Here is a 12,086-nt window from a genome sequence, read left to right as displayed (position 1 = left end):
TGTGATATCGAGCGAGTCATTACCGTCTGCGTTAGCGGGCGGGCAACCGTTAGGATTCGACCCGTGATTAGTTGCAAGTCCGACCATTGCGCTACGGCCGGTGACTTGCCGCGAGTCAGCACCGCGCGTGTGTGAGCCGAGAGACGGCCAAACCCGAGAACAGGCCGGATCGTCGATGGACCACGTGCGGGTTAGATCACCTCAGCGTGCAATTTGATTCCCAACGCGCGAACGACCTTCAAGACCGTATCGAAACTCGGTGCCCGATCGCCGGAAAGCGCTTTGTAGAGACTTTCTCGCGACAAACCTGCATCGCGCGCCCTGGGTCATTCCTTTGGCTCGCGCTATATCGCCGAGCGCCCTCGCGATGAACGCCGCGTCGCCGTCGGCTTCTTCGAAAGATGCCTCAAGATACGCCGCCATTTCCTCCGGGGAGCGAAGATGCTCGGCAACGTCATAGCGGGTTGATTTGTGTTTTGTCGCCATATTAAAAAAACCAGTCAGATCCATCTAACTGCCCGCGGAGCGCTTTCGAATTCCGCTTCTGATACTCAGCGCATTCAATCGAGTACCAAAGTAACGCTGAGCGGTCTCATTTTCGGGTTTTGCATTCGGTTCGCACTCGAAATACGCAAGCCGCCCAAGAATCCCGCAAAGCCAATCAGCGCATTGAACGGTCTGAAAGAGATGGCTTTCGACCTGAAACGGCGGTTCGATCAATGTCGTTCGGGCGTTTCTGCCAAACATCTCGATCGACGCAGTTTCAACGATCTGACGACGCATAACGTTTTCCTCTTGCTCATCGAGAATCAGTAAGAAACGAGCATTCCGCGCGGCGCATTCTTGATCGATGCGTTTGATGATTTCCTTCAGCACGGTCCCATAAAGCCGCTTGGAATCGTGCCTCACGCAATCCCGTCGCTTTTCCACACCAACATAGATTGTGAATCCGCCGATCGCTTTGATGCGATTCATCAACCTGAACGTAGCTTGTCTTAATTCACGATATTTCGAAATATTCTTGATCGTAAACAATGACGATCCTTTCTTTTCCCACTTTGCGGGGTGTTCGCCGCTCTTGGTCAGTTCAAATTCAAGCAGAGAATTCTTCAGTTTGAAAAAGTATGTCGAAAACTGTCGGATTTCCGAAAACGGTATGACGATCCCGCCCAACCCAAAGGCCGGGTGAGTGTTGTGTTGAGGATCGTCATTACTGAGGAACGGTCCGATATGACCGAACTCATCCAAATAAGCGATGTAAAGCAAGGTTCTGTTCCCCGAAAAACACGAAAGCCCAGCAAGAAATGCCGAGCCTCGGAATTGGCGCGTCAAATGCCGCTACCGAGAACATTCTAATTCGAAGTTGGCGGTTTGGTCAATCGATGGGGCTGGAAGGGTAATCCAACCACGTATGCTGATCGGCGAGTCTAATCTTCAAGTCTGTCATTCAATTCCGATTCGGCAATAATCGGCATTAATCCGAAGAACTCGTCACATTTCCTGCCAACTGACTCAAGGGAGCTAGCGCGGAACACTTCGCTATGCAAGCGCTCGCAACCGTTTGTGACAGACTCTATTGCAGTTTTTTCCCACAATCTACGGCACGGCCAAGTCCTTATGATGCGGGCAAACGGGGCAGAGCATCGAAGCTGACGCAAGCGGTTGCTGATATTTACCGCAAAGCCAACTTTGAATCTCCCAGGATCATGTTTGGGCTCTAAACACAACAAATAAAACACACCGATATCGTAAAGAGAGGCAAGGGGCAAATCAGCGTCTCCAACCTCTTGCCGAACGACGCAACCAACTGCGTCCAGAATCCGCCGCGCATCATCGCCTGTGATATATGAGACCAACTGTCCTCTGCTTTGATCGTTACCACGGGATTTGGACGCATTGATTCCCAAGCGTTTGAGAACCTTGAAAACAGTCTGCTTGCGCAGGCCATTTTGCTCGGCAAAGTCCCTTACCGAAAAGAGTTGATCGGTCTTTTCGTCCATTTTGATTTCATCTCTCAAACGAAATCCCTCACTCTCGGACAACTCACATCCTAAATCCCAAATCCGAATTCCCTAATACCTGACCAATTCGCTAAAAGACGATTCCTCGACGCTCCGACGAAATCGCCTTCACCATTCGCAACGCTGCGGTCGTTACCTTGCCTCCACAAGCGCTTTATTCCTTTCGATTGGTATAAGACTCTTTCAATTCCTCCCGCAACCGTTCGTTCTCCTTTAGAAGCCCCGCAACGGTTGCGGTGTCTTCAGGCTTTTGGTTGAACCTCTGTAGCACCTTAAACGCGATAATTATGAAAAAGCCGATGCCGACTAAGAAGAACAACGAAAGGACAATTAGGAAAACAAGCTCTAATGCACCAAATCCAAACATACTACTTCCTCGATATTTGCGAACAGCCGTGCATTTTCAACTCTATCGCGAACGATAAAACCGGCAATCCGAAGAATGATCATCACTAGCCCTTCGCCGCAATTGGTCGCCGCTCTACATCGACGCATTCTGTTGACTCAAAAGACAGACTCCCTGAATTTGGAATTTGGAACTTGGAATTGGGACTCTCAAATCCCAAATCCGAAATCCCAATTCCCAAATCCCTAATACCTCATCAAATCCCGCGCCGCCGCTTCGACGTCCTCGATCTGGGGCAGAATATAATCTTCGACCTGCGGGGCGTAGGCGACGAAGGTGTCGGTTGCGCCGACGCGGCGGACGGGAGCGTCGAGATACTCGAAAAGCTCATCCGAGATCCTCGCCGCGATCTCGGCGCCGTAGCCGTATGAGAGCGGGTCCTCGTGCGCGACGATCACGCGCGAGGTTTTCTTGACCGATTCGGCGACCGCTTCCCAATCGTACGGAACGAGGGTCCGGAGATCGATGACCTCCGCCGAAATCCCGTCTTTGTCGAGCCGTTTGGCCGCCTCGAACGAGCGCTGGACGAGCGCGCCAAAGGTTATGATCGTGACGTCGGTTCCCTCTTTGACCGTCTTCGCCTTGCCGAACGGGATCCGGAATTCCGACGAAGGATACTGCGATTTGTTGTAAACCTGACGATAAAGATGCTTGTGTTCGAGGAACATCACCGGATCGTCGCAGCGGATAGCGGTGCGCAAGAGGCCGTTCGCGTCGAGCGCGTTCGACGGGTAAACGATCATCAGACCGGGCGTGTGCGCGAAAAGCGTCGTCCCCGACTGCGAGTGGTAAACCGCGCCGCCCTTGAGATAGCCGCCTACCGGAACGCGGATCACCATCGGGCATTTCGAATCGCCGTCCGAACGCCAGCGCATCACCGCGACCTCGTTTCGGATCTGGTGCATCGCCGGGAAGATGTAATCGAAAAACTGGATCTCGCAAACCGGTTTCAAACCGCGAAGCGCCATCCCGACCGCGCGGCCGACGATGTTCGCTTCGGCGAGCGGCGAGTTGAAAACGCGCGCCGAACCGAATTCACGCTGAAGATTCGCCGTGACCTTGAACACGCCGCCCTTGCCTTTGACGCGTTCGAGGTATTGCTCGCGCGAGCAATCGGCGACGTCCTCGCCGAAAACGACGATTCGCGAATCGCGCGCCATTTCCTCGTGCATACAACGGTTGATGAGATCGACCATCGTGCCGGCGTTGCCGGAAAGTTCGGCGCCTTCCTCACTATCGAACAACGCGCGGTCGGTCGGATCGACATCCGGCGAATAGATGTTGCGCCAGGCCGACTCTGGAGCCGGTTGGGGAGTCGCGATCGCAATGTCGGACGCCGCGGTTACTTCGGCATCGACTTCCTTTCGCAGCGCTTCGAGATCTTCCGAGCTGGAGATCCCCTCGGTCATCAGAAACTCGGCGAACGTCCGTATCGGATCGATCGACGCGTCGTGCTCGCGTTCCTCTTCCGGCCGGTAGAGCTTTTCGTCGTCGGAAAGCGAGTGCGAATACGGCCGGATAACTTTCGCATGGATAAATGCGGGTCCTTTGCGCTCGCGGCAATACTCGACCGCCGCTTTGAACGCCGCATAGCTCGCGAGCGGATCGGTTCCGTCAACCTTTTGGATAAAGAGCCCCGGAAATCCGGTGACCAGCGCCGAGATCGACCCGCCGGCAGTGTTGACCTCGACCGGAACGCTGATCGCGTAGCCGTTGTCTTCGACGACGAAAATAACGGGCAATTTCAGATTGCACGCCGAATTCAGCGCTTCCCACCATTCGCCCTCGCTCGTCGTGCCGTCGCCGACCGACATATAGACGACCTCGTCGCCTTTGAATCCGGCGATCTTCTCTCTCAAGCCGTCGACCAAACCGGCCCGATACGAGGCCTCCGCCGCGCCGACCGCGTGCAGCGCCTGCGAGCCCGTGCACGACGACTGCGACGGAACGTTGAGCGGAATGCTGCCCCAATGCGACGGCATTTGGCGCCCGTGCGAGTTCGGGTCGACTTCGGCGCCGACTGACGACCAGAGCATTTCCTGCGCCGTCATTCCGAGTCCAAGCATCAATGCGCGATCGCGGTAATACGGAAAGAACCAATCGTATCCGGGCTTCATCGCCTTGGCCGCGCCGACCAGAACGGCCTCGTGGCCGGCGCCGGAGATCTGGAAAAAGATCTTGTTCTGACCCTTGAGCTGGATCTCCTTGTCGTCGATCCGCCGCGACATATACATCGTGCGATACATCTCGACGAGCGTCTGCCGATCGAGCCCGTGATACTTGTCTGTCGTTGAATTGTTTGACTTAGCGGTTTTGGACGCGACTTTCTTGTTCACTTTCCCAGTTCCTGTTGCCATCGTTGGTACCTGATCTTGATAACGAAATTTGATGATCGAATAACTTATTTTAGCTTGTCGGCTGAAAATCCGCCAAAATCGGAGATCCATTTTTTTCAAGCAGAGCGAGAGCTTGCCGGATCACGTTCAATTGAAATCCGGCGTCGTTCGGCAAACCTAGAGGATACCCCATTTGAAACGGAACGAACAACGCGCGAGGCGGACGAATGGCGGAAGTGACTTCCTTCAGAAGCGAGATCGATACGGTCGGAATTCCCCGGCGTTCGATAGCGGCTTGAATCAGACCAACTGTCTGAACGCACATCGGTCAAACAGGCGTCAGAAAAACGCAGTCGACCTCGTCGCGGACAAGCAGTTCGGCAACCTCCGGTGCGGTCTCGTCGATCAGCTTTTGCGGACCGATGATCGAGCCCATAAACGAAAAATGCCGCTTGTTCAGTTCACCGATCGTTCTGATGGAACCGAGTTCGCGAAATCGCTCAAGCGGGAACGCGAGATTCTTGTCCTGCGCGATCCCGGCGTGGTCGAATGCCGAACTCTTGTGATCTTCGATCAGATCGTCAAGCGCGGCATCGTTAGCGATCTCGCGGAACGACGTATCGCCCGACCTGATGGAGCGGTCAAAGGGTTGATGCGATGGAAGCCGCAATCCAGCCGAGGTGATAAGCGCGACGCGCGATTCGTTAAGGGGCTTTCGCAAAAGCGCTTCGGGGGCGTCCGTCACCGCATACTGCCCGAACGGATATCGGCGCATAAAAATCCGGTGGGCGAGTTTTAGTTCAGCGTAGGTTGCCACAGATCGATTCTCCCCGATTGGAGCGCAAGCGTCCCCGCTTGCCAACGGCGTGAACGCCGTGAAGCCGTTGAACTTAGTGCGCTCGTTCCCCCGGCGCTGTTCGCGCGTTGCGCTCATTGCAAGCGAGGACGCTTGCGCTCCAGTCCGCTTGCGCTCCAGGCTTACTCCGCTTTCAAAACCAGGCCGTTCGGATCGATGACCGGCGTCACGCCTTTGGTGTAGATCGTCGCCGTGCCGTTCTTCATCGCGAGTTTCTCGATCCGGCCGTCGATCGAGATCTCGACCGGCATCGGAAACGGAAGATCGTTCGGGACGTTCCATTTGAAATCGATGCGGTCGCCGTTGACGACCATTCCGAGTCGCGGCAGCGCCGGTTGACGCAGATAGACCTCAAAAAACCAGTCGAGGTCCATTCCCGATTCCTCTTCCGCGATCTGTTTGAAATCGTCCGTGTTCGCGAAACGCGACTGACCGCCGGTCGTGATTCGCTCCAACGCCTTTGTCGGATAAGCCATCCTCCGCAACGAACTGAAGAATGCCTTCTCGCCGATCAGATAGCGCAGAGTGTGGAGCACGACCGCTCCTTTGCCGTAGATATCGCCGTCGCCCTTCACGTAATCCGGCGCCTGAAGATAGACCTCGTAAGCGAACTTCGCCTCGCGCGGAGCGACCGGCTGTTTGTTGCGTGTCGCCTTGGCCCGCTTCTTCATCGCTTCGAGATACGCGTCCTGGCCCTTCACGCTGCCGAGATAGAGCGTGTCCATAAACGACTGAAAGCCTTCGTGGATCCAAAAATCGCGCCAGTCGGACGCCGTCACAAGATTCGCCCACCATTCGTGTCCCAGTTCGTGGAACATCAGCCAGTCAAATCCGTCCTTGTCGAACTGATACTTGTTGCCGTAGGCGATGATCGTCGAATGCTCCATCCCGAGATGCGGCGTTTCGACGATTCCGAGCTTTTGCGACCGAAACGGGTACGGCCCGAGGTATTTCTCGAAGAACGCGACGTATTTCTTCGTTTCAGCCATCAGTTTCGCGACCTTGCCGGCGTTCTCGGGCAGCGCGTAGAAGATCATCGGAAACGTCTCGCCGCCAACGCTTTTGTACGTGTCGTTGATCACCTTGTACGGCGCGATGTTGATGGTCACGCTATAGTTGGCGATCGGATTCGTCATCAGCCAATGATATGTCGCCGTCCCGTCGGAGTTTTTGACGACGCGCTGAAGTTTGCCGATCGAAGCGACGTACAACCCTTCGGGAACGGTAACGCGAATCGCGACCGTGTCGGCCTTGTCGTGCGGATAATCCTTGCACGGAAACATCACGTCCGCGCCGTCGTTCTGGTAAGCGGTCGAGATCCAAGGCGAGCCGTCCGCGGTCTTTTCCCACATAAAGCCGCCGACCCACGGCGGACGCGGCGCGACGCGCGGAGTTCCGGCATAAACCACCTCGACGGAGACGGTTTTGCCGGACTGGACCGTCATCGGGAAATAGCTCCAGATCTTGGTCCCCTTGCGCTCGAACTTGAGTTTCGTCTTCTTCGAACCCTCGATCTGAAAGACTTCCGAAACCGTGAACGGGTTGTCAAGATCGAGTACGAAGGCGTTGATCGGCTGAACGATCCTGGCAGTCACGATGGTCGTTCCGGAGATCGACTTCGTCGCCGGATCGACCTTGACGGCGACGTCGTATTTCTGCACGTCGTACGCCGCCTGTTCGTACGGAACCGGACCGCCCGTTTCGCTCGGACGCGCGCCGAGTTCACGCTGCGCGGCGGCGGAAAGCGCGAGCAAAGCGATACCGCAAAGACATCCCGCAAATCGTTTGATTGTTTTTGTTTTCATCATTTCAAGACCTCGACATCCCGCATTTGCGAATCCTTCCAAAGTTGAAGAACATAAGAGTCGCTCCCTTCGATCTCGTCCGTCACCGTCTCAAGATCAGCGTAAAGCACCCGGACCCGGTAAAATCCCGATTCGATCGCGATGCGCGCAGCATCCGGCAGATAGTCCGTGCAGCCGGCAATGACGAGGCGGCCGGAAGTCGCTTCGAGACTGCATTCGTTGACCCGGCTGTAGCGCTCGATTTGGGTCTCCGGCGCCGAATCGTGAATTTCGACCGCCACCGGAACCTCGCCGAGCCGTCCGGTCCCGACCGCGATCAGCTTTTCTCCGACCCCGAGCATTCGTTCGAATGACGATTGATCCCAAATCGTGTCCGTCCCGTGCGGCGACGATTCGTCCTCAAGGTAGAACTGATGGAAGTCGGCGTCGATCTGAAAATCAAAGCGGTTAATCAGCATAATCAAGATCGAGCGTCATCCGGTAATCGTTCGCCATCGTCGGATGGCCGTTCGCGAGCGAAACCTCGATCCCCTTTTCATAAGCCGCGCGGGCCTTTTCGCGATCGCCGGAACTCGCGTACGCCTTTCCCAGCGCGCCGTACGCGTTGCCTTCGTCATCGGCGGTCGCCAGATAACGTTCGAGGAGCGCGATCACTTCACTCGTTTCGCCGATTTTCTCGTACTCCTTTGCGAGTCCGAACATCACCATCGTGTTGGTCGGGTCGGCCTCAAGCATCTGTTTGAAAACTTCGATTCGGTTTTGCATAAATATGTCGTAACTTCGGGCAATTTTAATACATTTCGGGGATTTTTACACACCGGTTCATCCGCCACCCTCAAATTCGGCGGGCATATCGAATGGCATAGAAAATGCTCCCGCTTAGGTCATGCGAGGCAAACAAGCGTCTTAATCCGATCAACGCGGCCCGAACCGGGTTCAAGGAATTCGCCGGCCGTACGTTAAGACGCAGTTTAAGTGAGGCAAGAAATGAGATACAAAATTTTTACGACAACGATCGCATTGGTTCTTTTCTTTGCGCTTTCGGTTGCAGCTCAGAACAAGCCGAAGATCAAGACCAATCGGACAAATTCGAACGGCACGGAAATGTCGATCATCGTCACTGCCGTTCCGCACGGCGACAAGGAACGCGCCGCGGTCGATAAATTGCGGCCGGCGGATTTCGCCGTCTACGAAAACAAGATCCGCCAACGGATCATTTCCGTCAAACCGGCAAGCGAAGCGCCGACGTCGATCGCCGTCGTCATTCAGGACAACCTGAACTGGCGCGTGAATTCAGAGATCAAGGAACTTAAGAAATTCATCGAGAATCTGCCTGACGCGACGCGCGTGATGACCGCTTATCTGGCCGTCGGCGGCGCGATCGTAACGCAGGAACTGACAACTGACCGGAAACAGGCGTCCGAAACGCTACGGATCGTCCGCGGCGGATCGTTTTCGCCCGGCTTCAGTCCGTTTGACGGGGTTGCGGATGTCGCGAAACATTTCGACGGTGAGGCGCCCGGACGACGGATAATGATCGTCATCTCCGACGGATTTGATTTTTCCCGCGGTTTCGCCGGTGCGAGCCCGTTCCTTTCGATCGAACTTGACCGCGCGATCCGTGAATGCCAGCGGCGTGGAATCGCCGTCTACACGATCTATGCGCCCGGCGAAGACCGTCGCCGGATGGGTCGGTTCGAATTCAACTATGGCCAGGGCAGCCTGATCAGACTGGCGGACGAGACCGGCGGCGAAAGCTATTTTACAAGCTTCGATTTCGCCAATTTCAGGCCATATCTTGATGAATTCACGGAAACTGCCGCGCGGCAGTGGTTGATCACCTACAAGACTTCAACGATCGGAAAAGGATTCCGAACGATCAAGGTGACGACGGACTTTGACGTTCATTTGCATCACCTTGCGGGCTATTTCCCGAAGAACGCGAAGTAGGCGGATTGCGGGAGGAATTATGGACAGAAGGCGCTTCATCACGCAGTTCGGCAAATTACTGCCCGTCGCGGGCGCGGCTCTTTACTTGTTGAGCGACAAACGGAATCTGATACGGGCCGACGTGGAACCGTTTGCCGAGAGCGAACGGTTCTACGAGCCGGCGGAAACCGAAATACTCTTCCTCGCGTCGCTCGCGCCGAGCGGTCACAACACCCAGCCCTGGTTCGTTCAGTATCTCGAACCCTTTCATTGGATCATCGGAAACGATCGGAGCCGATGGCTTCCGGCCGTCGATCCCAACCAGCGGGAAACAATCCTTTCGATCGGCGCGTTCCTTCAAAACATTGAATATGCCGCGGGCCATTTCGGCTACGCTTGCGACTGGAAACTGCTTGCCGCCCGGAACTCCGACGAAAAGGTCGTCGAGGTAAGCCTGAAAAAAAGCGCTTACGCGGCGGATTTTGCGATCGAGACGATTCGCAGCCGTCGAACGGTCCGGAGCAATTTTGCGAACGAAGCGATCCGACGGGACGACCTCGACTATATCTTCGCGTCCGAACCGGAGTTTTTCCGCTATCTGCCGCCCGACAGCGACGCTTCCCGATTCATCAACGAGCAAACCATCGAAGCGAACCGTCTGCAGGCGTACCGCGAACCCGCGCAACAGGAATTGAGGGATTGGATCCGGTTTTCGAACCGCGAAGCAAGAAAGCACCGCGACGGCCTGACGACCGGGAGTATGGAGATCGACGGATTCGCCGGGTGGTTCGTCCGAAACCTCTACACCCACGACAACGTCCTCAGTGAAGATTTCAGGGAACGCGGCCTCAACAAGGTCAGCGAACAGGTTTCGGCCCACGGCGGTTGGATACTCGCCACGTCAAACGACGAGTCGGTCGCCGGACTCCTTGAGGCCGGACGGCGAATGCAACGACTGTTTCTGCGCGTCCGCGAACGAAGCATCGCCATCCATCCGATGACGCAGATTCTGGAGGAACCGGCAACCTGCGCCATCCTGAATCAAGCGGTCGGGATCACCGAGAGCGTGCAATTCATTCTGCGGGCCGGTTACGTGAACGATTATCCACCGCCGGTGTCGATGCGCCGGCCGGTTGGTTGGTTTTTGAGGACCTGAGCGGGATTCGACATCGCGCGGCAAACAGATGATTCATTCAGCAATTATTAAAGGAGAGAATTATGAGCAACGCAACAATCAAAAAATTCGAATGGACGAGGTTTTTGCGGTTCTACGGCGAACAGAATCGAGGCCGCCGGACCCGTCTGGGAGTCTTCGAGAACGGCAACGACTTTTGGATCGAAGACGGTTTGCCTCTTTCAGGGATCGACTTTGACGCGAATAACGGTCATTTGACGACGCAGATAATGATCGGCGACCAGTTGACGCACACGATTCCCGACACCCGCGACGTGAAGATAACATTCAGTTCGACGGAGATGAACGATGGCCTCGACATCACCGATGCCGACGGGAAAACAACCGTCTTACGTTTTGAATAGCGTTGGAGGTAAATTATGAAAACGCTGATATTTATCGCAATTGCGGTCGTGATGTCGGTGTCCGTGTTCGGCCAACAGACGACGAAGCCGGTTTCCGAAAAGAGTCTTTTCTGGTTCTCGGACGATCCGGCGGTCGAAGTCGTTTTGATCGACCGCGGAGCCCCGTTCAACCTGATCGTGATTTCCAAGAAAGACGTGAAAGTTACGTATCGTACCGAGATCAATTCGACGGAACCGGTCGTCGAGGATCTCGTGCCGATCCGATCATATGGGGCGCGGAAGTACTTTTTCGTCCGGCACAGTTTCTCGAGACGAACGATCTGGATGGCGCTCGACTTTTCGGCCGGCGGCAAGCCATTACCGGGGCTGACGCGAACGTTCTACAACGGCCTGCTTGAACTTGTTCCGAACGAACAGTTTACAAAGACCGTTCCGCAGTAGGTTAAATGAGTAATGCGCCCGCCAGAAGCGTCGGCACGGAAAGCCGCGAAGCCGTCTTTCAAATGCGCGGCGTTTCCAAGGTCTACCGGATGGGCGAAGTCGAGGTCAACGCCCTGAGCGGCATCGACCTTGAGATCTTTCGCGGCGAATTGCTCGTGATTCTCGGACCGTCCGGCGGCGGAAAATCGACTTTGCTCAACATTCTGGGCGGACTCGATGTTCCGACCGCCGGCGAAGTCTTTTATCTCGACCACGATCTCACCGTCGATGACGACGCGGCGCTGACCGAGTTTCGCCGTGACCACGTCGGCTTCGTTTTTCAGTTTTACAATCTGATCCCGAGCCTTACGGCGCTCGAGAACGTCGAGCTCGTGACCGAGATCGCGGCAAACCCGATGTTGCCCGCCGACGCACTGCGTTTGGTCGGACTCGAATCGCGCGTCGACCATTTTCCGGCTCAGCTTTCGGGCGGCGAACAGCAGCGCGTCGCGATCGCCCGCGCGGTCGCCAAGCAGCCCGAGGTTTTGCTCTGCGACGAACCGACCGGCGCGCTCGATTTCGAGACCGGCAAACTCGTGCTCGACGTGATCAAAAAGGTCAACGAGGAACTCGGCACGACGACGGCGATCATCACGCACAACGCGGCGATCGGGCAAATGGCCGACCGCGTCATCCATATGCGCAGCGGCCGGATCGTCGAGGTTGTGCAGAACAGTAAAAAGGCACGGCCGGAAGCCCTGGTCTGGTGAATGA

Annotated in this window: 13 protein-coding genes and 1 pseudogene; 5 read left to right on the top strand and 9 right to left on the bottom strand. The window is 55.7% G+C overall.

Features of this window, described 5'->3' with window-relative positions:
• Positions 1-191: 191 nt before the first annotated feature.
• The 9 genes and pseudogenes from IPN69_17140 to IPN69_17100 all read right to left on the bottom strand — a co-directional run bounded on the left by IPN69_17140 (position 192) and on the right by IPN69_17100 (position 8,189).
• A pseudogene (locus IPN69_17140) lies at positions 192-486 on the bottom strand (putative addiction module antidote protein).
• A gap of 24 nt (positions 487-510) precedes the next feature.
• Positions 511-1,266, bottom strand: a complete 756-nt coding sequence (locus IPN69_17135) for a DUF3800 domain-containing protein (GenBank protein MBK8812437.1) — start codon at positions 1,264-1,266, stop codon at positions 511-513.
• 161 nt (positions 1,267-1,427) lie between these two features.
• Positions 1,428-2,018 (bottom strand): hypothetical protein, encoded by a 591-nt coding sequence (locus IPN69_17130; GenBank protein MBK8812436.1) that lies wholly within the window; start codon positions 2,016-2,018, stop codon positions 1,428-1,430.
• Positions 2,019-2,175: 157 nt separating this feature from the next.
• Positions 2,176-2,388: a hypothetical protein gene (locus IPN69_17125; GenBank protein MBK8812435.1), complete on the bottom strand. Its 213-nt coding sequence runs from the start codon at positions 2,386-2,388 to the stop codon at positions 2,176-2,178.
• A 224-nt stretch (positions 2,389-2,612) separates the two neighbouring features.
• Positions 2,613-4,784, bottom strand: a complete 2,172-nt coding sequence (locus IPN69_17120; protein MBK8812434.1) for a dehydrogenase E1 component subunit alpha/beta — start codon at positions 4,782-4,784, stop codon at positions 2,613-2,615.
• A gap of 307 nt (positions 4,785-5,091) precedes the next feature.
• Positions 5,092-5,580 (bottom strand): hypothetical protein, encoded by a 489-nt coding sequence (locus IPN69_17115; GenBank protein MBK8812433.1) that lies wholly within the window; start codon positions 5,578-5,580, stop codon positions 5,092-5,094.
• 161 nt (positions 5,581-5,741) lie between these two features.
• Positions 5,742-7,424 carry a M1 family metallopeptidase gene (locus IPN69_17110; protein MBK8812432.1) on the bottom strand — a complete coding sequence of 561 codons (1,683 nt, stop codon included), beginning with the start codon at positions 7,422-7,424 and terminating at the stop codon, positions 5,742-5,744.
• Positions 7,424-7,882 carry a hypothetical protein gene (locus IPN69_17105; GenBank protein MBK8812431.1) on the bottom strand — a complete coding sequence of 153 codons (459 nt, stop codon included), beginning with the start codon at positions 7,880-7,882 and terminating at the stop codon, positions 7,424-7,426. The genes IPN69_17110 and IPN69_17105 overlap by 1 nt, the downstream gene beginning before the upstream one ends.
• Complete coding sequence (locus IPN69_17100) at positions 7,872-8,189, bottom strand: tetratricopeptide repeat protein (GenBank protein MBK8812430.1); 318 nt, start codon at positions 8,187-8,189, stop codon at positions 7,872-7,874. The genes IPN69_17105 and IPN69_17100 overlap by 11 nt, the downstream gene beginning before the upstream one ends.
• Before the next feature lie 222 nt (positions 8,190-8,411).
• Between IPN69_17100 and IPN69_17095 the strand changes: the two genes are divergently transcribed.
• The 5 genes from IPN69_17095 (at position 8,412) to IPN69_17075 (ending at position 12,082) form a co-directional block, all read left to right on the top strand.
• Positions 8,412-9,374, top strand: coding sequence for a VWA domain-containing protein (locus tag IPN69_17095; GenBank protein MBK8812429.1), 963 nt, complete (start codon positions 8,412-8,414; stop codon positions 9,372-9,374).
• Between the two features lie 19 nt (positions 9,375-9,393).
• The gene (locus IPN69_17090) at positions 9,394-10,509 is read left to right on the top strand and encodes a nitroreductase (GenBank protein ID MBK8812428.1); all 1,116 of its coding nucleotides are present in this window, start codon (positions 9,394-9,396) and stop codon (positions 10,507-10,509) included.
• Between the two features lie 62 nt (positions 10,510-10,571).
• Positions 10,572-10,892, top strand: a complete 321-nt coding sequence (locus tag IPN69_17085; GenBank protein MBK8812427.1) for a DUF5335 family protein — start codon at positions 10,572-10,574, stop codon at positions 10,890-10,892.
• 15 nt (positions 10,893-10,907) lie between these two features.
• Positions 10,908-11,333, top strand: coding sequence for a hypothetical protein (locus IPN69_17080; GenBank protein MBK8812426.1), 426 nt, complete (start codon positions 10,908-10,910; stop codon positions 11,331-11,333).
• 5 nt (positions 11,334-11,338) lie between these two features.
• Positions 11,339-12,082 carry an ABC transporter ATP-binding protein gene (locus IPN69_17075; protein MBK8812425.1) on the top strand — a complete coding sequence of 248 codons (744 nt, stop codon included), beginning with the start codon at positions 11,339-11,341 and terminating at the stop codon, positions 12,080-12,082.
• The last annotated feature ends 4 nt before the right edge of the window (positions 12,083-12,086 follow it).

It is taken from the genome of Acidobacteriota bacterium (assembly GCA_016715115.1).
Lineage (GTDB): Bacteria > Acidobacteriota > Blastocatellia > Pyrinomonadales > Pyrinomonadaceae > JAFDVJ01.
Note: the sequence above shows the minus strand (reverse complement) of the source record. Positions and strands in the feature narration are given on the sequence as shown.

Coding starts and splice junctions, on each gene's coding strand:
- IPN69_17125 (MBK8812435.1), bottom strand. CDS start 2,388: ATGTTTGGATTTGGTGCATTAGAGCTTGTTTTCCTAATTGTCCTTTCG.
- IPN69_17120 (MBK8812434.1), bottom strand. CDS start 4,784: ATGGCAACAGGAACTGGGAAAGTGAACAAGAAAGTCGCGTCCAAAACC.
- IPN69_17110 (MBK8812432.1), bottom strand. CDS start 7,424: ATGAAAACAAAAACAATCAAACGATTTGCGGGATGTCTTTGCGGTATC.
- IPN69_17105 (MBK8812431.1), bottom strand. CDS start 7,882: ATGCTGATTAACCGCTTTGATTTTCAGATCGACGCCGACTTCCATCAG.
- IPN69_17100 (MBK8812430.1), bottom strand. CDS start 8,189: ATGCAAAACCGAATCGAAGTTTTCAAACAGATGCTTGAGGCCGACCCG.
- IPN69_17095 (MBK8812429.1), top strand. CDS start 8,412: ATGAGATACAAAATTTTTACGACAACGATCGCATTGGTTCTTTTCTTT.
- IPN69_17090 (MBK8812428.1), top strand. CDS start 9,394: ATGGACAGAAGGCGCTTCATCACGCAGTTCGGCAAATTACTGCCCGTC.
- IPN69_17085 (MBK8812427.1), top strand. CDS start 10,572: ATGAGCAACGCAACAATCAAAAAATTCGAATGGACGAGGTTTTTGCGG.
- IPN69_17080 (MBK8812426.1), top strand. CDS start 10,908: ATGAAAACGCTGATATTTATCGCAATTGCGGTCGTGATGTCGGTGTCC.
- IPN69_17075 (MBK8812425.1), top strand. CDS start 11,339: ATGAGTAATGCGCCCGCCAGAAGCGTCGGCACGGAAAGCCGCGAAGCC.